Origin of the sequence: Paenibacillus daejeonensis DSM 15491, from assembly GCF_000378385.1 — a bacterium.
Lineage (GTDB): Bacteria > Bacillota > Bacilli > Paenibacillales > Paenibacillaceae > Paenibacillus_D > Paenibacillus_D daejeonensis.
This window is the reverse complement of record NZ_KB899660.1, coordinates 317,792-338,958: the sequence shown is the minus strand read 5'-3', so window position 1 is coordinate 338,958 and position 21,167 is coordinate 317,792. Positions and strand designations below refer to the sequence as shown.

Annotated in this window: 22 protein-coding genes; 19 read left to right on the top strand and 3 right to left on the bottom strand. The window is 50.0% G+C overall.

Annotation, left to right across the window (positions count from 1 at the left end; all coding sequences use genetic code 11):
- The first annotated feature begins 126 nt into the window (after positions 1–126).
- The 4 genes from hxlA (at position 127) to F556_RS0108455 (ending at position 4,410) form a co-directional block, all read left to right on the top strand.
- Positions 127–759 carry a 3-hexulose-6-phosphate synthase gene (gene hxlA / locus F556_RS0108475; protein WP_020616502.1) on the top strand — a complete coding sequence of 211 codons (633 nt, stop codon included), beginning with the start codon at positions 127–129 and terminating at the stop codon, positions 757–759.
- A gap of 4 nt (positions 760–763) precedes the next feature.
- The gene (hxlB, locus tag F556_RS0108470) at positions 764–1,324 is read left to right on the top strand and encodes a 6-phospho-3-hexuloisomerase (RefSeq protein WP_020616501.1); all 561 of its coding nucleotides are present in this window, start codon (positions 764–766) and stop codon (positions 1,322–1,324) included.
- Positions 1,325–1,419: 95 nt separating this feature from the next.
- The gene (locus tag F556_RS0108465; protein ID WP_026297177.1) at positions 1,420–1,773 is read left to right on the top strand and encodes a winged helix-turn-helix transcriptional regulator; all 354 of its coding nucleotides are present in this window, start codon (positions 1,420–1,422) and stop codon (positions 1,771–1,773) included.
- Between the two features lie 1,056 nt (positions 1,774–2,829).
- Complete coding sequence (locus tag F556_RS0108455) at positions 2,830–4,410, top strand: glycoside hydrolase family 43 protein (RefSeq protein WP_020616498.1); 1,581 nt, start codon at positions 2,830–2,832, stop codon at positions 4,408–4,410.
- A 3-nt stretch (positions 4,411–4,413) separates the two neighbouring features.
- Here F556_RS0108455 and F556_RS0108450 read toward each other — a convergent pair whose 3' ends face one another.
- On the bottom strand, positions 4,414–5,466 hold the full coding sequence (locus F556_RS0108450; protein WP_245583036.1) for a phosphotransferase enzyme family protein: 1,053 nt from the start codon (positions 5,464–5,466) through the stop codon (positions 4,414–4,416).
- A 179-nt stretch (positions 5,467–5,645) separates the two neighbouring features.
- Here F556_RS0108450 and F556_RS0108445 point away from each other — a divergent pair, with 179 nt between their 5' ends.
- The 14 genes from F556_RS0108445 to F556_RS33570 all read left to right on the top strand — a co-directional run bounded on the left by F556_RS0108445 (position 5,646) and on the right by F556_RS33570 (position 19,481).
- Complete coding sequence (locus F556_RS0108445; protein ID WP_020616496.1) at positions 5,646–7,052, top strand: extracellular solute-binding protein; 1,407 nt, start codon at positions 5,646–5,648, stop codon at positions 7,050–7,052.
- A 489-nt stretch (positions 7,053–7,541) separates the two neighbouring features.
- Positions 7,542–9,206 (top strand): extracellular solute-binding protein, encoded by a 1,665-nt coding sequence (locus F556_RS0108435; RefSeq protein WP_020616494.1) that lies wholly within the window; start codon positions 7,542–7,544, stop codon positions 9,204–9,206.
- Between the two features lie 98 nt (positions 9,207–9,304).
- Entirely contained in the window at positions 9,305–10,261 is a 957-nt protein-coding gene (locus F556_RS0108430; RefSeq protein ID WP_026297175.1) for an ABC transporter permease, read from the top strand.
- Positions 10,262–10,280: 19 nt separating this feature from the next.
- Positions 10,281–11,159: a carbohydrate ABC transporter permease gene (locus tag F556_RS0108425; RefSeq protein WP_020616492.1), complete on the top strand. Its 879-nt coding sequence runs from the start codon at positions 10,281–10,283 to the stop codon at positions 11,157–11,159.
- Positions 11,160–11,221: 62 nt separating this feature from the next.
- The gene (locus F556_RS0108420) at positions 11,222–12,301 is read left to right on the top strand and encodes a zinc-dependent alcohol dehydrogenase (RefSeq protein WP_020616491.1); all 1,080 of its coding nucleotides are present in this window, start codon (positions 11,222–11,224) and stop codon (positions 12,299–12,301) included.
- A complete protein-coding gene (locus F556_RS0108415; RefSeq protein WP_020616490.1) occupies positions 12,288–14,171 on the top strand; it encodes an NHL repeat-containing protein in 1,884 nt (627 codons plus the stop codon). Before F556_RS0108420 ends, F556_RS0108415 begins: the two co-directional genes overlap by 14 nt.
- A gap of 6 nt (positions 14,172–14,177) precedes the next feature.
- Complete coding sequence (locus tag F556_RS0108410; protein WP_020616489.1) at positions 14,178–15,275, top strand: glycosyltransferase family 4 protein; 1,098 nt, start codon at positions 14,178–14,180, stop codon at positions 15,273–15,275.
- A gap of 44 nt (positions 15,276–15,319) precedes the next feature.
- Positions 15,320–15,445: a hypothetical protein gene (locus F556_RS39055; RefSeq protein ID WP_281167891.1), complete on the top strand. Its 126-nt coding sequence runs from the start codon at positions 15,320–15,322 to the stop codon at positions 15,443–15,445.
- 635 nt (positions 15,446–16,080) lie between these two features.
- The gene (locus F556_RS0108405) at positions 16,081–16,593 is read left to right on the top strand and encodes a hypothetical protein (RefSeq protein ID WP_020616488.1); all 513 of its coding nucleotides are present in this window, start codon (positions 16,081–16,083) and stop codon (positions 16,591–16,593) included.
- Between the two features lie 62 nt (positions 16,594–16,655).
- A complete protein-coding gene (locus F556_RS33580) occupies positions 16,656–16,976 on the top strand; it encodes a hypothetical protein (protein ID WP_020616487.1) in 321 nt (106 codons plus the stop codon).
- Positions 16,977–16,986: 10 nt separating this feature from the next.
- Positions 16,987–17,493 carry an HIT family protein gene (locus tag F556_RS0108395; RefSeq protein ID WP_020616486.1) on the top strand — a complete coding sequence of 169 codons (507 nt, stop codon included), beginning with the start codon at positions 16,987–16,989 and terminating at the stop codon, positions 17,491–17,493.
- A 111-nt stretch (positions 17,494–17,604) separates the two neighbouring features.
- Complete coding sequence (locus tag F556_RS38305) at positions 17,605–18,063, top strand: hypothetical protein (protein WP_020616485.1); 459 nt, start codon at positions 17,605–17,607, stop codon at positions 18,061–18,063.
- Positions 18,063–18,677, top strand: coding sequence for a class I SAM-dependent methyltransferase (locus tag F556_RS0108385; protein WP_020616484.1), 615 nt, complete (start codon positions 18,063–18,065; stop codon positions 18,675–18,677). Before F556_RS38305 ends, F556_RS0108385 begins: the two co-directional genes overlap by 1 nt.
- A 177-nt stretch (positions 18,678–18,854) precedes the next feature.
- On the top strand, positions 18,855–19,481 hold the full coding sequence (locus tag F556_RS33570) for a hypothetical protein (RefSeq protein ID WP_020616483.1): 627 nt from the start codon (positions 18,855–18,857) through the stop codon (positions 19,479–19,481).
- 38 nt (positions 19,482–19,519) lie between these two features.
- Here the strand turns inward: F556_RS33570 and F556_RS0108375 are convergent, their stop codons facing one another.
- Positions 19,520–19,972, bottom strand: a complete 453-nt coding sequence (locus F556_RS0108375; protein WP_020616482.1) for a DUF1569 domain-containing protein — start codon at positions 19,970–19,972, stop codon at positions 19,520–19,522.
- On the bottom strand, positions 19,965–20,456 hold the full coding sequence (locus F556_RS0108370; RefSeq protein WP_020616481.1) for a MarR family winged helix-turn-helix transcriptional regulator: 492 nt from the start codon (positions 20,454–20,456) through the stop codon (positions 19,965–19,967). The genes F556_RS0108375 and F556_RS0108370 overlap by 8 nt, the downstream gene beginning before the upstream one ends.
- An 87-nt stretch (positions 20,457–20,543) precedes the next feature.
- Here F556_RS0108370 and F556_RS0108365 point away from each other — a divergent pair, with 87 nt between their 5' ends.
- Positions 20,544–21,149, top strand: coding sequence for a hypothetical protein (locus F556_RS0108365; protein WP_020616480.1), 606 nt, complete (start codon positions 20,544–20,546; stop codon positions 21,147–21,149).
- Positions 21,150–21,167: the final 18 nt, after the last annotated feature.

The window sequence follows — 21,167 nt, the reverse complement described above, 5'->3', positions numbered from 1 at the left end:
TCTTGTGGGACACAATAGTATCCTCCTGGTAACTACGCCACTTTAAAGTGCGTACTTCCTAATCGGAAAGAGGGGCTCTACAATAGAGCCTGTACTCAATACCGACAAATAGGGAGCGATGAATAGATGAAACTGCAATTGGCATTGGACTTGGTGAATATTCCGGAAGCGATCAAATTGGTTAGCGAAGTTGAAGCCTATATCGACGTGGTAGAGATCGGCACGCCGGTTGTTATCAATGAGGGGCTGCACGCGGTGAAGGCAATCAAAGACCGGTTCCCTGCTCTGCAGGTATTGGCTGACCTGAAAATCATGGATGCAGGCGGATACGAAGTCATGAAGGCTTCTGAAGCTGGCGCAGACATCATTACTGTACTTGGAGTTTCGGATGATTCGACGATTTCTGGCGCAGTAGAAGAAGCGAAGAAACAAGGCAAGCAAGTGATGGTGGACATGATTAATGTGCCAAACCTGGAGAAGCGGGCACGGGAGATCGACGCGCTTGGCGTGGATTACATCTGTGTCCATGCTGGATACGATCATCAGGCGGCAGGCAAAAATTCGTTTGCCGAGCTGAAGACGATTAAAAGCGTCGTAAGCAAAGCGAAGACTGCGATTGCTGGCGGCATCAAGCTCGACACCATTGAAGAAGTTATCGCGGCTGAGCCCGATCTCGTGATTGTGGGCGGCGGAATTACCGGTGTTGAAGACAAACCGGCAGTCGCTGCGGCTATGCAGCGTCTGGTCCGCGGAGCGTAAGCTCATGTCGGCGGTTCAGAATTGGGCGGACCGGATTGCCCAGGAGCTTACGGCGCTCGCTTCGGCCATTCCGGCTAGCGAAGCGGATCGACTGGCGGAGGCGCTGCATGCAGCGCCTGCTGTCTTCGTCGCTGGAGCGGGGCGATCGGGACTGATGGGTCGAGCCTTTGCTATGCGTCTGATGCACTTGGGCGTGAAGGCGCATGTAGTCGGCGAGACGTCGACCCCTGGCATGCAAGCCGGTGATATGTTGGTGCTCGGATCGGGCTCCGGGGAGACCGCGAGTCTGGTGGCGATGACCGGCAAAGCGAAGCAATTAGGCGGTACAGTCGCGCTGGTGACGACCCAGCCGAAGTCGACGCTTGCGTCGCAAGCGGACTTGGTTATCGAGCTCGCGGCATCGCAGAAGACAGACGATGCGCCGGAGCGGTTATCGGTGCAGCCGATGGGTTCGCTTTTCGAACAGGGACTGCTGCTCTGCTATGATGCGGTAATCCTGCGGTTAATGGAACTGCGTGAGCTTGACGGCAAGACCATGTACGGCAGCCACGCCAATCTGGAGTAGTCTTTTCCCGCTCAGTAGTCATTGTCATCGATGAGCATACCTGTGGCGGAAGCGCCAGGGTTCAGGTATACTGGGGGAAAAGGGGGATGGAGCAGATGGCACAACTGCTGAAAGAACGGATCAACCTGCGGGAGATCAATTGTGAGAAAGAGCTGACGCTGGCTGTGATTGGCGGCAAGTGGAAGCTTATCATCCTGTGGCATCTGGGGCTCGAAGGGACCAAGCGGTTTAGCGAGCTGAAGAAGATGATCCCCCAGATTACCCAGAAGATGCTGACGAACCAACTGCGCGAGCTGGAAGAAGACCAACTGGTGGAGCGCAAGGTCTATGCCGAAGTACCGCCGCGTGTCGAGTATTCCCTCACGGCATACGGCCAGAGCCTGATGCCCGTGCTGCGCCTCATGTACGACTGGGGCAAGCAATATGGCGAGCAGGTCGTGTGGAAGTAACCTATATAGTAGTTGAAAAACGCTTGTCCTCCCCGATAGTCGGGGAGGACAGGCGTTTTGTTGTTTGGCCGGAGAAGTGGTGGGGGATGAGGTGGATTAGCGCAATATGATGTGAGGTGCAACTGTAAGGAAACTTGGCTTACAAACAGCTGCGACGGGGGCTGTAGGTATAGAAAGTTTACTTGGAGGTGGCTGAGCTGGGTGCGGCGGGGACTGTAAGTATGGAAAGTTTACTTGGAGTAGCTGAGACGGTTGCGGTGGGGGCTGTAAGTATAGAAAGTTTACTTGGAAATAGCTGAGATGGGTACGGCGGGGGCTGTAAGTATAGAAAGTTTACTTGGAGGTGGCTGAGATGGGTACGGCGGGGGCTGTAAGTAAAGAAACTTTCGTTGAAGGTGTGCGTGCGGCGGTTGGTGAGGCTGTAAGGCAAGAAACTTTCGTTAGAGGTGAGCGTGCGGCGGTTGGTGGAGCTGTAAGGCAAGAAACTTTCGTTGGAGGTGTGCGTGCGGCGGTTGGTGAGGCTGTAAGGCAAGAAACTTTCGTTGGAGGTGAGCATGCGGCTGTTGGTGGAGCTGTAAGGCAAGAAACTTTCGTTGGAGGTGAGCGTGCGGCGGTTGGTGGAGCTGTAAGGCAAGAAACTTTCGTTGGAAGGTGGTCGTGCGGCGGTTGGTGAGGCTGTAAGGCAAGAAACTTTCGTTGGAGGTGTGCGTGCGGCGGTTGGTGGGGCTGTAAGGCAAGAAACTTTCGTTGGAAGGTGGTCGTGCGGCAGTTGGTGGGGCTGTAAGGCAAGAAACTTTCGTTGGAGGTGAGCATGCGGCTGTTGGTGGGGCTGCAAGGCAAGAAACTTTCGTTGGAGGTGAGCGTGTGGCGGTTGGTGGGGCTGTAAGGCAAGAAACTTTCGTTGGAGGTGTACGTGTACAAAGGTTGTGTGCGTTGGTATAGGCTTGGATGACAAGAATATATAAAATTCAGATGAAAACAGCATCAAAGTGGGCAGAAATACACTCTGTAATCGTATACAGTTAACCCTAAGTATTCACTTAGGAGGGAACGATAATGACCAATCAATCGCAACATTACATAACGCCGGCCTGGGTTGCGGACCAGGGAGATGGCACGTTTCGCAACCCTGTGCTGCATGCAGATTACTCCGATCCGGATGTGATTCGGGTAGGCGAGGATTTCTATATGACCGCTTCAAGTTTCGGGCATCTGCCGGGGCTGCCGATTCTGCATTCGAAGGACCTTGTGAACTGGCGTCTGATTAACCACGCGATCCAAACCATGCCACTGGAGGGCTACGAGCGGCCTCAACATGGAAAAGGCGTATGGGCGCCTGCAATCCGGCACCATGACGGCAAGTTCTGGATCTACTATGGCGATCCGGATGTGGGCATCTTCATGACCCAGGCTGATGATCCGGCTGATGAGTGGAGCCCGCTGCATCTGGTTAAGGCTGGAAAAGGGCTGATCGATACTTGCCCATTCTGGGACGAGGATGGTCAGGCGTACCTGGTCCATGCCTATGCTCATAGCCGCAGCGGCATCAAGCACAAGCTGAATCTGTGCCGGATGACTCCAGATGGCAAGCAATTGCTCGATGAAGGCCAGATCGTGTTCGATGGGACCGAGTCGCACCCAACCATGGAAGGACCGAAGATGTATAAGCGAAATGGCTGGTATTACATTTTTGCACCGGCCGGTGGTGTGGCAACAGGCTGGCAAGTCGTTATGCGCTCTCAATCGGTGTTCGGTCCGTATGAGGATCGCATTGTTATGCATCAAGGGGAGTCAGAGGTCAACGGACCACACCAGGGCGGCTGGGTGGAGCTGGAATCAGGAGAGTCTTGGTTCATGCATTTCCAGGACAAGGATGCCTATGGCCGGATCGTTCACCTGCAGCCGGTTACATGGATTGATGATTGGCCAATTATCGGTAAAGCGAGGGGCACAAACGCGGAAATTGGAGAGCCTGTGGAGCGGTTGACCAAGCCGGACGTTGGCAAGGACTGGCCAATCGAGATACCGGAAACCACGGATGAATTTGACGCCGTCGACCTTGGCTTGCAATGGCAGTGGCAGGGCAATCTGCAGGAGGATTGGTACAGCTTGCAGGAACGGCCGGGTCATCTACGGTTATTCGCAGCGCCAGCTCTTGACGGAACGGAATTATATGATGCGCCGCAGCTGCTCATGCAGAAGTTCCCGGCACTGGCCTTTGCAGCCGAAACGAGGCTCGATTTCGCGCAACTGCGTCCTCAAGCACAAGCCGGGATGATTGTATTTGGCTTGCGTTATCTGTATCTTGCGATTCGTGGGTCAGAGGAAGGACAAGCCGGACAATTGGTTCTTGTACAAGGCACTGAGGAGCAGGAGCAGCAGCTGTGGAGTACAGTGTGTCAAGGTAATGTAGTGACGATTCGTCTAGTGGTTGAGGAAGGGGCAAAATGCTCCTTTACCTACAGCTGGGACGGCGAAAGGTTTCATTCCGTAGAAGCCCCGCTATTCCAAGCGGAGCCGGGCAAATGGGTTGGTGCAAAATGCGGGTTGTTCGCCCTGACATTGTCTGGTCAGGAGTCGGCTGGCTATGTAGATGCCGATTATTTCCGTATTGGTAAGGTACAAGCTAACGCTTAGGCGTTAGCTGAGACTTGGATCAAGCGGCGGGTGACTACTCACTTCAAGGTCACGTCCAGCCGGCTCTATAAGCTCGAAAAGAAAGGCAGCTCCCTCCACAAATTTGCGCAGATAAGCAAGCGCGGACGGTTGCTCTGATTGAAGCGACTCCGTTTCTGCTGGATTGGGTGCATGGTGACTGTAATTCTCGATCATGATCATGATGAAAAAGGTCTCCAAGAGATGGCTCGAATTCGGATTAGATCCGCGCAGTGCCTCGTAACGATCCAGCAACAGCCAGCGTTGGGTAGGATTTAGTCCCAACATAACCGAGGCAACATCATAGAGGTAGTAGCCGTATCCACATAGGCCAAAATCAATGGGGAAAGGCGCGCCGTCCCGAAACACGATATTGCCCAGATGTAAATCACCATGGATGAGGCCGTAATTCTCGCTTGTTGGCTTCATTTCGGAGAGATGCGATACTACCTTAGCAGCCGCCTCCTGGTATAACGCCCAGTCCGCATCCGATACAAACCGGTCCCTGTAGTTCGCAAGCTTGGCGAACTTACCCTTGAAGGAATCCGCGTCAAGTGAAGGTCTGGTAAAATTCTCGCCCGGGACAAATAACATGGATGCTGCGTGCAGTCGGGCAATCATCACGCCGACGGCCATTGCATGGTTGTCCATAACAGCGCCATGAACGGGCTCGCCATCCATCCATTTCATTACGGTCACAAGCAGTGGAGGCTCGTCATCGTGCTCCGCAGTAATCTCCAGTACCTCGCTTCCATCCAGACTGGCTATACCTGTAGGAACTTCAATGTCGCTGTGGTCGTTCAAGGCACGCAAAAAAGCCAACTCCGACGCGATCTCAGCCTGATTGGACTTTCCAATATGTATGCGCAGCAAATACTGGTGGTCCGGGTGGCTGGTAATTCGGTAGGTTACGGATTCCGACATCTGTATGTACGAAATGCCGGTCCATTCCAAATCATAGCGCTGCAAGGCGGTCAGACATACATGTCGGGACCGCTTGAGCAGCGCTATTCGTTGTTCTTCGTTATCAAATGCCACGAAAGATTGCACGTACATCATCCCTTTCCTGTTATTTCCTGCTATACTGAATTATAGCATAGACATGGTTCGAAATAGGAGCGGTTTTTATCAAGCAAAACGAATTGACATCTGCCTGTGATTCAAGCACAATAAGAGATGTTATGATGTAAAACTATTGGTTGTAGGGAGAATTGTACATGACAAATAAACCAGGTCGCCATTCTTTTCGGGAACGACTGGACTATATGATTGATAAATTACGGACGGATATTCTGAGTGGGGTGCTGCAGCCGGGCTCCTATTTGCCTGCCGAGAGCACGCTCGCCAAGCAATACCAGCTCAGTAATAAATCTGTGCGCAAGGGACTGGACGCGCTCGTCCAAGAATCGTTAATCGTCAAGATCGACCGCGTAGGAAGCATGGTACTGGACTCGACTCAGGAACGGATCCGCATTCATTTTGGCTGCAGCGCATCCTTGTCGCAAGATTTCCTGCTGGATGAATTAATTGCGGCTTTCCACCGTCAGCATCCAGGCATTCATGTGTTCCCGGTGACGCTCAATGATTTTAATCACGTAAACTCTGCAACAGAGATGATCAACAACGGGATGCTGGATGTAATTTCTCTGAATAGTGTGCAGTTTCAGGAACTGTCAGAGAACAAACAGACAGCGCTGCTTGATCCGTTGGAGCCGGATGCTGGGTTGTATCCAATCGCTACAGAAGCTTTTTGGGAGAACGATGAGCTATATGCGTATCCTATTTCCTTTTCTCCCGTCATCTTATGTTACAATCGTGCGCATTTCAGAGAGGCCGGCGTGCCAGAGCCGGATAGCTATTGGACCTGGGATGATCTGATCCGGGCGGCAGAGACGCTGTCGGAGCGGCTTGGCAAGCACGCGGTTTATTTCGTACCTGCATCTGAGAACCGTTACTCGGTTTTCCTCCTGCAGAGTGGACTGCACACGGTCACGGATTCGTCCGGAGCAAGCACGTTAAGTCCGGAGACAGTGAAGAGCTTAAGCATTTACAGTGGGCTGGTGAATAACCACCGGATCTTCCCCAAGTATCTGGCGGGGGATCATGAAGACGAAACGATCTCGCTCTTCGTGAATGGGCAGGTGTCCATGGTGCTGGCTACGTATTTCAATCTGAATGCCTTCAAGGACTTATCGCTCGATTATGATCTTGCGCCACTGCCGACACTGAAAGCCCGTGACCCCCAACGGATGCTGATGGTTACAATCGGGGCGGCAGTCGCCGCCAATTCGCGGCAGAAGGAAGCTGCCCGGCAATTCGTGCGTTTCCTCGCCTCGGAAGAGGCCCAGAGCCTAATCAGGGAGAAGACGGTCAGCATTCCAGCGCGCAAGCTGGTTGCAGAGACGGCGGCTACGAGCAACTTAAACAGGCCTTCACGTTATCTGATGTACAGAGAGCTGCTGCCGGCCTTCTTCTACCACAGCGAGCTCGGACTGCCCATTGCTGCATTGCGAAGCTTCCGCAAGCTGCTCAATGCCTACTGGTCCAATCTCATTGGGGAACAGGAGCTTCATGAAGAAATAACACAGTTGATTCAACAAGAACGATTAAAGTCCGGCGTGTAAGATTGCCTGGGATGAAGCGTTGACTACCGAGCCTGAACAAGGTCCGGTCGCCAACGCTTCTTTTTTATGTCAGATAACCTAACTCAATAAATGGATTTGATGACAAATTAGTTGACAAGGCCTGTTGGCAAAATTATAATAAAATACATCAGATGTACAACAGTTGGTGGAGGGTTACATCCTGATTGCTGCACTGTAAGGAGGCAGAAATGGCTCAAAAACCAAGATTATCCACCGTTTAAGGGCCGTTCGAGCAGAAAATTACGATGAAAGCGTTGACAAAAATCGTGAAATGCAGTTATCATGATGTACAACAGATGTATAACTGCATCTTTATCAAAACTGTCAACCCGATTCGCAATGGAGGTGAAGCTGCAACATCAGGTCGTAATGTACAGCAGATTCAATGTGAAAAGTGCCATGTTCGGTTCCAAAGTGTACTTAAATCTTTCATTCATATGAATGAGCCCCAGGGGGTTGACGACAAAAATGACGAAGCGTAAATGGTTGGTTCAAACGGCGGTTGTCTTGACGGCAAGTATGATGCTGGGAGCATGCAGCGGTAATAATGGTACAAATGGTGGGAACACCAATACACCTCCACCAGCAGCAGGAGAAGGCAATACATCCGAGAGTGGGGGAGAGGGAACGCGCTCGGTTGGCGGGTTAACCCTGCCGATTGCCCAAGATAAGCTGGAGCTGACGCTTTGGTCGCCGAGTGGCGGCAACTTCAGAGGCACGGACTTTAATGAAAAGCACTCCTTTCAGAAGATGGAAGAGAACACGAACATTCATATTGCGTTTCAGCATACGACAGAGGCAAGTGCGGAAGCCTTCAACCTCATGATGAGCTCGGGTCAGTTGACGGATATCATCTATTCGGACGTATGGGGAACGGAAGCGACCAAGTATGGGAATTGGGGCGCACTGCTCCCGTTAGAGGATCTGCTGGCAGAGCATGCCCCCAACTTCTCCAAAATTCTCGATGAGAACCCGGACATCCGGGGACAGATTACTTCTCCTGAAGGACATATCTATTACTTACCGAACCTGGCGCTTGCCTCGGAGGATCTGACGCAGATGTTCCCGCAGATTCGCCAGGACTGGCTGGATAAGCTGGAACTGCCGATGCCAGAAACGACAGATGACTGGTATGAGACGCTCAAGGCCTTCCGTGAGCAGGATCCCAACGGCAACGGCAGCCAGGATGAAATTCCCCTCGTTACGGTCAGTTTGGAAAATATCATGTTCCTGTTCGCTCCGGCCTTTGGTGTCGAATACGGATTTTTCGTCGACAATGGCGAAGTGAAGTACGGGCCTGCAGACCCGCGGTTCCAAGAGGTCGTATCCTACCTCCGCAAACTGTACGATGAACGGCTGCTTGACCCGAATTACCTGGTTGACAACACGTTCCAATCGCTGACGGAGAAGGTAACAACAGACAAAGCAGGAGCGTGGTTTGGCTGGTCAGGCTCTTACATGGGTAACTTCACCACATTGATGGAAGGCAAGCACGAGACCTTCAAAATCTCGCCTGTGCTGCCACCGAAAGGACCTAATGGCGACCAACGACATGCCTCCTTCCGTTGGCAGGCAGCCGCTCACGGGCTGGCAGTATCCTCGCAGACGCCAAATCCGGTGGAGGTCGTCAAATGGCTCGATTACCAATACTCGGAAGAAGGCATCCTGCTCAATAACTTCGGTGTAGAAGACATCTCATACGAACTGGTGGATGGCGAGCCGGTATATAAAGAGGAAGTCACTCATCCGAGTAACGGTCTGACGAACACACAGGAACTCTTGAATCACACCATCGGTGGTGGCAGCTGGGCTACCGTGGCTGATCCGAGATATGCTGAGCAAATTCGAATTGCCAACGGGCAGACGGAAAATCCACTTGAATTGTACAGTGATTTCCTCGACTTTGATGCCAAGATGCCACCGGTTCAATTTACGACAGAAGAATCCGATATTACCGTTCCGCTGATGGCGGATATTCAGACCTTCGTCGCTGAGACCGTCAACGCCATGATCATGGGTCGCGGGGCTGTCGAAGATTATGCATCAGTTATCACGCAGATGGAGCAAATGGGCATCAATCAGGTGCTGGAGCAATACCAAGCCGCTTACGAACGATTCAAGTCGCAATCCTAGCCGATTAAATGCATGGCTGTCGCTGAGCAGGGAATACAGGTAGCCAGTATCCCTGCTCCTGCGACAGAGCAGTGTCTATTCCGGGAAAGGAGGCCATTATGGCACTTCCATCTAAGACTGCCAGTCGCACGCGATCGGCTGGGAAATTTTCTCCTTTGTTAAGGCGTATGGTGGCCAACCGTTATTTGTATTTGATGCTGCTTCCTCCGATTTTGTTTTTTCTGATCTTTGAATACAAGCCCATGTACGGGGCCTTGATTGCCTTCAAGCAATTTAACCCGTACCTTGGGATTGAGAATAGTCCCTGGATCGGTTTCCGCAATTTCGAGAAGTTTTTTGAGAGCTATTATTTTTGGCGTCTGCTTAAAAACACCTTTCTGATGAGCTTTTACTCGCTCATTATTATTTTCCCGGCCTCTGTGGCGTTTGCGCTGCTGCTTAATGAACTCCGGGTCAAAAAATTCAAATCTGCCATCCAGACCATATCGTATCTGCCGCACTTCATCTCGCTGATTGTCATCTGCGGCATGATTATTGACTTTACCAAACCAGGTGGAATCATTAACTCCCTGCTGCTGTGGATCGGGATTGTGAACGAGCCTATTCAGTTTCTGATTCTGCCCGAATGGTTCCGGTCCATTTACGTAGGGTCCGGGTTGTGGCAGAGTCTCGGGTGGAACTCCATCATCTACCTGGCGGCACTATCCGGTATTAACCCCAGTCTCTATGAGGCGGCCGTCATCGACGGGGCGGGACGCTGGAAGCAGCTGCTCAATGTAACGCTCCCGGGCATTCTTCCCACGGTGCTGATCCTGCTGATCTTGAATGTAGGCACGCTGCTGAATGTCGGATGGGATAAGATCATTTTGCTGTACAATCCCAGCACTTATATTACCGCAGACGTCATCTCCACCTTCGTTTATCGGCGAGGAGTAATGGAGGCGGACTACAGCTTTACCGCAGCGGTCGGTTTGTTCAACTCGGTCATCAATTTCACGCTGCTTGTCATCGCTAATCGCATCAGCCGCAAGACGACCGACAGCAGTCTATGGTGATGGGGAGGAGAGAAGGCTCATGGTAGTCAAACGCAGTCTAGGCGAGAAAATATTCGACAGTCTAAATATCATTTTCCTGACGGTATGTTCGTTTCTATTTCTGTATCCCATGTGGTATGTGCTGGTGTCATCCTTCAGTGATGCCTATGCGATTGCCTCCAGCCGGGTTACGTTCTGGCCGGTGGGCTTCAACTTCAATGCATATAAGCTGGTCTTCGAAGATGCCCGCATCTGGGAGGCCTATGGCAACACCTTATTCTATGTAGGCGCTGGTACGGCAATTAATCTGGTGCTGACGACGCTCGGTGCGTACCCGCTCTCCAGGCGTAATCTGGATGGCAAAAGCTTTTTCATGGCTTTCATAGTATTCACCATGTTCTTCAGCGGCGGTCTGATTCCCGCGTATCTCAATGTCCGTGAACTCGGTCTGTTCGATACCCGCTGGGCGCTGCTGCTGCCTGGCGCAATCAGTGCCTTTAACCTCATCGTCATGCGGACCTTCTTCCAGGGTATCCCGGACAGCTTGATCGAGTCGGGCAAAATTGACGGTGCCAACGATATTAAAATTCTGCTGCGAATCGTGCTGCCGCTCTCCATGCCGGTCATCGCCGTCATGACGCTGTTCTACGCAGTCGGGCACTGGAACAGTTGGTTCGCTGCCATGATCTATCTACAGGATCGCAGCCTTTATCCGCTGCAATTGATCTTGCGCGAGATTCTGATTCAGTCTTCCGCTCAGAATATGCTCTCTGGCGCCACACAGGATGAGGTGTTCCGAATTAGTGAATCCATAAAATTCGCAACCATCATCGTCGCTACGTTGCCGATTCTGGTCATTTATCCTTTTTTGCAGCGTTACTTCGTCAAAGGCGTCATGATCGGCGCGATCAAAGAATAGCACACGGCACCGCAATCATGGGCATATAGCAAGGGCCGCAGCAGGTGGAAGGAGACATACAGATGAAGGCAATCATATCCCAGAAGGGATTAATACAGTGGGCTGAGGTGCCGCAGCCGACGCTCGAGGACGGGTTCGTGCTGGTGCAGACGGAATGCTCGGCGATCAGCCCGGGTACTGAGCTCATGATGAACGGGTTGTATCGGGAGGATCCGGTAGTGTTGGGCTACAGTGCGGCAGGTGTAATTCGCAAGATTGGCAAAGGCATGGAGGACTGGCAGGAGGGGCAGCGCGTGGCTTGTTATGGCGCGCCTTATGCTAGACATGCAGAATGGCTGCTCATGCCTCGTCACCTGCTCGTTCCCATCCCGGACCATGTCAGCAGTGTGGAAGCATCAACCGTCGGACTTGGGGCCATCGCAGTTCATGCGGTTCGTCAGGCGAACCTGCAGTTTGGTGAAACACTAATGTTAATCGGTGCTGGTATACTCGGTCAGTTAATCGCGCAGATTGCCCGCAGCGCAGGTCTCCGCGTAGTCGTCTATGATCTGCTGCCTGAACGCTGCGAGATGGCGCGTCAGCTCGGGATTCGGCATACCGCTTCGGATCCGGTGGAGGCTGGGCATAGGCTCTCTGAATTATCGGAAGGCAACGGCGCCGATGCCGTGATCATCTGCGCAAGCAGCAAGAATGGCGATCTGATCGACCAGTCCCTGCGGTGGTTGCGCGATTGTGGCAAGGTATTGCTGGTTGGGGATATCAAGCCGGAGTTCTCTCGAGACCTCATGTTCGCCAAGGAGGCCCAGGTGCTCATCTCAAGAGCAGGCGGGCCCGGACGGTATGACGAGGTTTATGAGCGCGAAGGGACGGATTATCCCTATGGTTACGTCCGTTGGACGGAAGGCCGCAATATGGGGGAATTCATTCGCTTAATTGCGGAAGGTGACCTCCGCGTAATGCCGCTGATCAGCGACGTGCTGCCCGCCGAACGCTGTGAGGAGGCCTTCCGCAAATATGCCGAGGCGCCGGCCGATCTATTGGGCACAGTGCTGCTCTATGGACAAGACGCAGAACCAGAGAAGGGTGCCCGCGAAGCCGCCGTCGGTTCGGCCGGGGGAGGAGAGTGCGATGGCCGGGATTAAGCTGGGCGAGCCACTGCGCGGACTTGCGATTTGGGCTTCAGCCTATACCGAGGGGCCGGAGGGGAGCCGCATCTACGCAGTGTCCTCCGGTTCGCCGTGTATGCTGCATATCATTGATCCGATAGCTGGCAGGAGTCTGGAAAGGCTACCGCTAGAAGGATCTGATCATTGCTGGGGCGTGGTGAGTGCGCCGAGCGGCATCTATGTCGGCGGCAGTGGCATCCTGTACCGATATACCGAGGCGCGGGGTGTAGAAAATCTGGGTGAGATCATTCCAGGCGAGTATTACACCTGGCGGCTGTGCGTCGATGCAGAGGGCATGATCTACGGCGGAATCTATCCGGGTGGCAAGGTGTTTCGTTATGACCCCGAACAGGGAGCTTATCACGACTATGGCGCCATCGTGGCAGGGGAGCAGTACGCCCGCTCGATGGTTGCGTATGAAGGCAAGCTGTATGTGGGAGCGGGGACACGTTCGCCGCATCTGGTCGAGCTGGACACACAGTCTGGGACCAAGCGGGAGATTATGCTGCCGCCAGACTGCGACGGGGACCAGCTTGTATATGATGTAGATATCGCTCGGGGTAAGCTATTTGCCCGGCTAACGCCATCCAACCGGCTGTTTATTTACGACTTGACTTCGCAGGCCTGGCAAGATGAAATGAACGGCTGCAGCGGCCTCAGTGTCTCGCAGCCCGACAGCCAGGGTCGGGTCTATTTCGTCAAGGACGAGCGGCTGCACCGATACGATCCAGACACGACTGAGTTACAGGCTACAGCACTGCCCATGCTGGAGCCAGCAGGAGACTACGGGTGGCTGAGGGGCCATCGCTTGAATCCATCAGGTATGGTGCTTGTTGGGGTGTACCGCAGCGGCAGCTACTGGGTGTATGACCCGGCGCAGAATGGTTACGAGACCTATGAATTGGAGCTGGCCGGGCAGCCGGTGATGCTTCAGTCCATGACAGAAGGCCCGGATGGGGCGATGTATATGGGCGGCTATTTTGCCGGGGGATTGGCACGCTACGATGTAGAGGCTGGTCAACTAGAGGCATGGCGAGGCATCGGCCAGATCGAGGGGATGATTGCTGGAGAAGACGTGGTGTATCTGGGGGTCTACCCCAAGGCCAACGTGTTCGCTTACGATCCCGCCGAGCCCTGGCGCCCCGGCTCCAACCCGAAGCTGTTGTTCTCCCTGCAGGGGGAGGAGCAGGACCGGCCATTTGTCATGGCCTGGAGTGGTGAACGGCTGGCGATTGGGACCGTCCCGTCCTATGGCAGGCTGGGTGGGGCAATTACGCTGTACGATCCGGCGACCGGTGATACTCAGGTGCACCGTCAGCTGCTCCGGGATCAAAGCATCGTTTCTCTGGTAAGCAGGGGTAGCCTTCTCTTTGCTGGTGGTTCGGTATGGGGCGGTCTTGGCATCGCTCCGGCCGTAGAGGAGGCAGAGCTGCTCTGTTGGGATGCTGCAGCTGGCGTTGAGGTATGGCGAACTATCCCGGTAGCGGGTGCCCGAGCGATCTCGGCACTTGCCTACGGTGCGGATGGCAAGCTGTGGGGACTGGCAGGCGGGTTGTTGTGTGAAGTGGACCCTGCGGACGGACAACCGCTACGGATTGTGGAAATTGAGAAGCGGGATTGGTCTTCGGTGCCGCACTTCTGGCGGGGCGGTGAGGAGTTAATCGCTCAAGCTGGCGAGTTGGTCGGCGTTTCGGCCGGTATTATGTTCCGTTATGAACTAGGCTCCGGCGAGCTGAGTGTTGTGGATAGAGGCACCAAGCTCCTGGCGGCCGATGCTCGAGGCGTGTTGTATACTGCCAAAGGCACGGAGTTATTTCAATACGCAAACGGTGATGAAGGCTGGTGAGCAGAAATGAAGCTTCTGTACCTCTACAAATATTGCATCCTTGGCGGGTGCACGACGCAATTGGCCAACCGGTTGAAATTCCTTCGTGGCAAGACGGAGCCCCACTTTGGCTTCATGGGGGATTATGGCGGACTTGGAGCTTTTGAAGGCTATCCGCATGCCGTAATCTTGCCTACCGTGGTTGACATTCGGGACTATATCGCCGCTGGCGCGTTTGATGCGGTTATTACGATTGATACGTATGAGCTGTATGAGGCTCTGGCGAGTTTAAACCCTGCCTACGCGGGGACCGTCATCCATGAGGTGCATACGACGTATGAAGAGCCACTACGCCACTTGCAGGCAGGGTGGGCAGACCTGCCAGCCCGTCATGTACTGACGCCTTCCTATTATATGAAGGAACTTCTGGAGGAGATGGGCATCCCTGATGTACAGCAGGTCAATAACTGTCTGGATACCTCATTATTCCGCTATGAACCATCAGCTGAACCCGTGGTAAATGTTGCGCCTGACAAGCGACTCATCCTGTGGGTCGGCAAGCTGGATGATCACAAGAACTGGCGGGGCTTCTTGCAGGTGGCCGCAAAGCTTCAAGCCGGGAGTGACGATCTCCAGTTTGTACTGGTGGGAGGCCATACGGCGTCTGATACGGTGAAGGAGAGACTACGTGTTACGCTTCGTGAGCTTGGGCTGGAGGATCTGATCTGGGTGCCGTCCCTCGCCTACGAAGAGATGTACCGTTTGTATTCCCAGACGGCCCGCAGCGGCGGGCTATACGTCAGTACAACAAGCAATGAGTCATTCGGGATGACATTATTGGAGGCCGTGGCTTGCAGGTGCCCGGTCGTCGCTCCCTCGGTAGGCGCGCTGCCGGAGCTAATGGGTGATGAGCGGGCCGCTGGTTTGTACGCAGCTGGCGATCTAGGTGCGGCAGAAGCGACGATTCTTCGTGTACTGGCGGATACTGAGCTGCGTAGCCGGATGGCAGATACCGGAGAGGCCATGGCCAGGGGGCGGTATGGCATCGAACAAGTCGGGCGTGATTATCTATCGTTGCTTGAGCGATTCGTTGCCGAATCAACGACAACCCACAAGTGTTCGTGATTGGATTATTGCCGGTTGGGCCATAAACAGTACTCTCGGTCGACGTGCACTATCTGGCCGACGATCCGTATGGCAAGCAAGATCCGTATGGCAAGGAGATTGAGGTAATGGACAACGTAAAACCGGGTGAAATTGTAATCATGAAGCGTGGCGCGTTTCCGCACTCATGAAGGAACTGGAGACGCTGCTGCACGAGACTGATGCTTAGAGAGACGACCTGCTGTTTCGGGTCGTCTCTTTGGGCTGCTTGCAGGCCAGATCGAGCAGAGGCTGCCGCGCTTGCAGGTAGTCGGGTTTGCAGGTAGTTGAGCTTGTAGGCAGTCAGGTTGCAGATAGTCGGGCTTGTGGGAATCTGAGCTGTCGGCGGGGCTGAGTTCGGCTAGCTCAACTAATTTGACTGGGCTAAGCGGCTTCAAGTCTGCGAGCCAACCGACGCTTCGGCTATTCCTGTTTTATGGCGCATATTTTCCGCTATGGCAGGCTTATTCGATGAATTACGAGCGAAGGGGAGCATATATTCCGTTATTTTAATAGTAACCGGTTAGTGGGGCTGAAATCGCAAATAACGGAACAAAAGCGACACATTCTCAGGATTATCCTGTTTTTTGGAGAAATAACGGAAAATATGCGTCGTATTGCTTATCCACTGAACCTGACAGTTTCAAAGAGAGACGAGTGCCACAAACTCCAAGTAACTGATACCCGATCAAATGAATTGGAGTTTTGAGCCAACTTTTCCAGATTAGATGTATAATAAAGGTGCGCGGGTTTATCGATATCATTTGCTTGGGGGAGGGAAGACAGCATGTTAACTCCGTTTTCCGACAAACGTCTATGGCTCGTGATCATCATTGTGAGTGTGATGCTTGTGGGCTGCAGCGGGCCGAATATTGAGAATCAGCTTTCTGCCAAACTCCTGAAAACAGAAAAGACACTACCAGAAGATATGTTTGGCTCCCTCATAGTAGAGGTGGCAACATCTGAAAAGCGTATGAATGATTTGTGGCAAAGATTTGGTCTGCGTGAGAGCATACCAGTGGTTAACTTTGCGGTGGATGATGTCTATTTTGTAGGGATGCTAGAGTCAGGAAGTTGTGAACTGAAGTATGCAGGAGTTGGAAAAGATGAGGTTAATCAGGAATTGGTTATACATGTTACAAATTCAAACCAGATGTGCACACTTGATGGGGTCCCTCGATCATATGTACTTGCGGTCGATAAAGAATCTTCTATAGCTAGTCAAAAAGCGAATCTCATTGAGTGGTATAACTCTAAGGCTGGTAAAAAAAGAGAATCGGTGCCTATCGTGCGGAATTAGGATACATAGTTAATTTACAAGTTTGTATAAAGAGTTGAATTATAGAACAGTGGGTGTATCCAATGTTTGAGGCCTATGATTTTGAACCAGGGGTTGTCACATACAATCCTTACAAGCTGAGTCCAGAAGACATGACAGATATAAAATTTCTAACGGAAGATATGCTGCAAGTTGAGTATCCGAATGGATATATAATTGATGTAGGATGGTATGGCGAGTCCTTCACGTTAAAGGGGGTGTTTCACATACTGATAATTAAAGATTTTAAATGGGAAAAACCAGTATTCAGAGAAGAATTCAGATCGGTTAGTGAACTGTACGAAGGAATGCATCTTGCGATTGAACGGGTGCAATTCTTACTTACAGCAAAAAGAATGGACTGAGAGGTGCCACATGCCACGTCAGATTACAATGGCTGATGGAAGAGTTGTTGAAGTTGAATGTCTCAGTTGCGCACTAACAAGTGGATTAATTGTTCCTGCTGGTGGTGTGATCTATGAATCTGGCAATTTTCATATTCATCAAGATGTTGCATACCCAATCACAGGTTTGGTTATTATCGCCTCTAAACGACATTTCTACTGCATGGATGAACTCACGCAAGAAGAACAATCAGAATATATTGCATTAATACATAAGGTTAGAAGTGAACAAAGAACCAGATTGGATATCGAGAAAGTCTATTATTTTTATAATGAAGATACAACTCATCATTTTCATCTGTGGATGGTTCCAAGATATGAATGGATGAATCAATTTGGATACTCTGTTGAATCCTTAAGGCCAGTATTGTTGCATGCTAGAAATCGAATGAACAACGAAGAGAACAATAGACAAGTAATAGAAGGAATAAGTAAATTAAAGAAGGGATTAAAAGGTTTTTTGAATAACTCAAAATAACCGGAGTTTTTAACATGCGGTAACACAGCTACTCTCATAATAAAAAAATAACGAAATGATCGTAATTAAATAAGCCGCCTTAACCATAACCGAATTGAAAAGAGGTTCATCATGTCCATTGGTACTTTGAAATCTGCAAGAGCCTATGCCGCTAATTATGATATTGAGACTTGGATTCATTTGTTTTTGCACGGCGAAGGGGACAATCTAGGATTATCAGAAGGATTACAATTGAGAAAAAGATATTGGTGCGGACCGGTAGAAATTAAAACCGATCTTCTCGAAAGGGTGGTTGGTCCAGAACCAGACATGGAATATGTGGAAAATGAAGACTGGTGGAACGCTAATATAGATCAAATATGTGAGCGACTAAAGAATGGTTGGGACATGCCCCCCCTGATTATTGAAAACCGTAGTGGACTGTTAAGTGTACGAGACGGGAATCATCGATTAGGTGCGTTACAAAAATTAAATCACGAGACATGCTTCGTCCTCATCTGGGACGACCATGGGGTGGAGCATATTTGGAAAGCAGTTCAAACGAGTATGAGGGCAGGAGAGACTATATAATGAACATTGGATTTAAGGAACAACTTAAAAACAGTTATGATGAGAATGCAAAACAAAGAGATAAAGCTAATTTAGATACATGGAAACAGGAGGAGTTACACCGTTTCTTATCTTATATACAGCCTGTAAAACAAATAAGAATAGTGGACCTCGGTTCAGGAACTGGCCAACAGAGTTTGTATATGAAAAAGCACGGACTGGATGTAACTTGTATTGATCTGAGTTCTGCTATGGTTCAAATATGTCTTCAAAAAGGCCTAACCGCCTATCAAATGGATTTTTATCAATTAGCATTCGAGGATGATAGTTTTGACGGAATATGGGCAATGAACACCCTATTACATGTTCCAAAAGGAGACTTTGTGAATGTATTACGAGAAATACAAAGAGTTATGAAATCAGGAAGTTTGTTTTATCTTGGAGTATACGGCGGATACAATAGCGAAGGAGTCTGGGAAGAAGATTCTTATTCACCTAAACGCTTCTTTTCATTTTACGATGAGATTTCTATGAAAGAGAAAGTCACCCAAGTGTTTGAACTTCTCGATTTTAGAACGATTCATCTTGAAGGAATGAAATTAAATTATCAAGGCATGATTCTAAAGAAAAATTGAATGTATGTTCCAAAGCAAGTGCTTACATTAGTTGATTATTAATATTACTTCTAATGAATCTGTTACTAACTGTTGGGAATGTAGCCAGCTTCATATTAGTAAGATTTTTCAAGGTTAAAACTGAATCAAGTGGTGTCTTGAATGGGATAAATCACTTTATTTCAGAAAGGGGATAGCATGAAGCGTCCTATATACTTAATTGCCCTAATCGCACTAATCTTAATTGCGGTGGTTGTATATCAGCTATATTATATTTACACGAAATCTTCCCCAACGCCTATGGCAGCTATTGGCGAGGTTAGACCAGATTTGGGACCTATCATTCACGAGGTGGAGACAGATCAGGGAAAAATCATATTCTTTGTTACGGGACCAAGCGACCAAGCTGCGATACAGGCTGAATATGTGAAGAAAACACTGTTTGGTTGGGAGTGGGGATTTGGCGGAGGGCATACCGTTCCCGATAAGATTATTGAATATAACGATTTAAGCGCATGGTCTCATCAGTATTTTCATAGTACAAGCGGCACACCTTTTGAGTCTCCGTTCCCCATGTTGTTTGGTATATTAAATGATGAGACGATTGATGGAGTACAAATAAAGAGTAAAACAACGGGTGATGTCTTTGACACGACGGTGATTACACCTGACCCGTACTCCAAAAGGCTTTGGTATCGATTATTGGATGATGAGCAGGGCGAGCAATTTACGATCACAGCTTATACAAAAGATACGATTTACAGCACGCGGGAAATTGATGAACAAATACCCTCATCGGCGGATGCGGGTACGAGTGAAAGATAAATCGGTGAGCAGGGCGGCCTTTATAAGAAAGAGCTTAACTAAACCCCAAATTGCTTTAAATGATGATCCAAATGTTTATAGATGCCAATTCCCCATTGCTCGGGGGTTAACGGTCCGAAGAAGGGATGGGGGTGGGGCGAGCACTTTTCGGGACCGTCACTTTGGAACTTTATAATCTTTTGTTTGAGTTTTTCCTTCTCGGCAACAAAATCTCTGTCATCCTTGATTTCAATGGTCGGGATGGTGGACATATTGTGCGGCAAGGGTTTCTCATTATAAAACACAGGTTTTACAAAGCCTCCGATAAGCTTACCCAACAAGCCCCGGCTTGGAAAGGCATCTCCCATGGGGATCTCCTGAAATGCTGAACAGTGAGCAAACATTTGAGCAGGCTGCATAGAACCCCATTGGGGTTTTGAATGTGGACTTAGCTTATCGATACGCTGTATGATCTCGTCCGCATGCAACCTCGTGTATATATTATTATTCATTGGGGACCTCCACGTTGTTTTTGTCAGTTAGATAGCTATTGATTTCTTCTTCTATTACTCGGCCAACTTTATTCAGAGCATCTGCTATTGTTTCTAATTGCTCCAGATTGAGCTTTGTCATGAGATGCTGGTTCCACTGCGCGTACTGAACATAGATAGCGTTTAATACTTCTGCTCCCTTAGACGTGATTGTGATTATTTTTGTGCGTCGATCTGCTGCATGGTCTTGATAGACCGCGAGGCCCTCTTTCGTTAAAGCATCTGCAATACGTTGGACGCTCTGGCGCGCCAGACCCATATCACGAGCGATATTGGCTACTGTTTGTGTGCCATGTCCTAGGCGACCAAGAACCTGCCACCTGGCGCTGCTCTGACCGATTGAACTCGTGATGATGTCACCGGACCGCATCAATAACCCATTCATATGAAAAACTTGCAGGGAAAAGTTACTTAAGGGGTCGTTTGGTTTTTGTAGAGGTTTCATATTTGCATCCTACCAGTTTGACAGCATGCTGTCAATATTTTTGGGGGGGTGGATTTTTTAGTAAACGGATAAAGGTGAGAACTCACAATGAAAGCAACTAAGATCTATTATGATGGAATGAAACTCTTTGTAACCCACAAAGATACGACTGAGGAAATGGAAGCAGTTATTATAATTAGCAACAAATATAATAGGATTGAAGCTCTTGGTGTGAGTGAAATAAACATGATCAAAGACCTTATCGTGTTTTATGGAGAATCGGATTTGGATTTCATTAATAAGGTTGAAGATGATCCAAACCAATCCATTTTCTTGAAGGAGTTAGCTTTAGAAGATTTAAAAAAAGGAACTTCTCGACTATGGAGCGAAATTCAAGGGAATTTTCGTATTTGTTATCCATTTCGTACAAATCAGTTTGATCCTATCAACAGTGCCATATTCATAAGATATCTTTGTACGAAGCAAGAATCTACAAAGATTGGAATACTTAAAGGAATCATTCAAGCGTTATTTCTTTCACATGATGTGGATTTGACTTTGTCTAATTTCAAAGCGTTAGATGAACATCAGCTTTCGGAGTTATCAAGGGAGCTTTTTGCTCATATGAAAATTAAAAGATTAACTATAAATAATAATCTGTATAGAAAGAAGTATTTTGCTCCTAAGAGAGTATTCCGCTCTAGTCAACCATAAGGAGTGTTGAAGATGCTC

Coding starts and splice junctions, on each gene's coding strand:
- F556_RS0108430 (WP_026297175.1), top strand. CDS start 9,305: ATGGCACTTCCATCTAAGACTGCCAGTCGCACGCGATCGGCTGGGAAA.
- F556_RS0108420 (WP_020616491.1), top strand. CDS start 11,222: ATGAAGGCAATCATATCCCAGAAGGGATTAATACAGTGGGCTGAGGTG.
- F556_RS0108385 (WP_020616484.1), top strand. CDS start 18,063: ATGAACATTGGATTTAAGGAACAACTTAAAAACAGTTATGATGAGAAT.
- F556_RS0108405 (WP_020616488.1), top strand. CDS start 16,081: ATGTTAACTCCGTTTTCCGACAAACGTCTATGGCTCGTGATCATCATT.
- F556_RS0108370 (WP_020616481.1), bottom strand. CDS start 20,456: ATGAAACCTCTACAAAAACCAAACGACCCCTTAAGTAACTTTTCCCTG.
- hxlA (WP_020616502.1), top strand. CDS start 127: ATGAAACTGCAATTGGCATTGGACTTGGTGAATATTCCGGAAGCGATC.
- F556_RS0108375 (WP_020616482.1), bottom strand. CDS start 19,972: ATGAATAATAATATATACACGAGGTTGCATGCGGACGAGATCATACAG.
- F556_RS0108425 (WP_020616492.1), top strand. CDS start 10,281: ATGGTAGTCAAACGCAGTCTAGGCGAGAAAATATTCGACAGTCTAAAT.
- F556_RS0108410 (WP_020616489.1), top strand. CDS start 14,178: ATGAAGCTTCTGTACCTCTACAAATATTGCATCCTTGGCGGGTGCACG.
- F556_RS0108415 (WP_020616490.1), top strand. CDS start 12,288: ATGGCCGGGATTAAGCTGGGCGAGCCACTGCGCGGACTTGCGATTTGG.
- F556_RS38305 (WP_020616485.1), top strand. CDS start 17,605: ATGTCCATTGGTACTTTGAAATCTGCAAGAGCCTATGCCGCTAATTAT.
- F556_RS0108365 (WP_020616480.1), top strand. CDS start 20,544: ATGAAAGCAACTAAGATCTATTATGATGGAATGAAACTCTTTGTAACC.
- F556_RS33570 (WP_020616483.1), top strand. CDS start 18,855: ATGAAGCGTCCTATATACTTAATTGCCCTAATCGCACTAATCTTAATT.
- F556_RS0108455 (WP_020616498.1), top strand. CDS start 2,830: ATGACCAATCAATCGCAACATTACATAACGCCGGCCTGGGTTGCGGAC.
- F556_RS0108395 (WP_020616486.1), top strand. CDS start 16,987: ATGCCACGTCAGATTACAATGGCTGATGGAAGAGTTGTTGAAGTTGAA.
- F556_RS0108435 (WP_020616494.1), top strand. CDS start 7,542: ATGACGAAGCGTAAATGGTTGGTTCAAACGGCGGTTGTCTTGACGGCA.
- F556_RS0108445 (WP_020616496.1), top strand. CDS start 5,646: ATGACAAATAAACCAGGTCGCCATTCTTTTCGGGAACGACTGGACTAT.
- F556_RS0108465 (WP_026297177.1), top strand. CDS start 1,420: ATGGCACAACTGCTGAAAGAACGGATCAACCTGCGGGAGATCAATTGT.
- F556_RS33580 (WP_020616487.1), top strand. CDS start 16,656: ATGTTTGAGGCCTATGATTTTGAACCAGGGGTTGTCACATACAATCCT.
- hxlB (WP_020616501.1), top strand. CDS start 764: ATGTCGGCGGTTCAGAATTGGGCGGACCGGATTGCCCAGGAGCTTACG.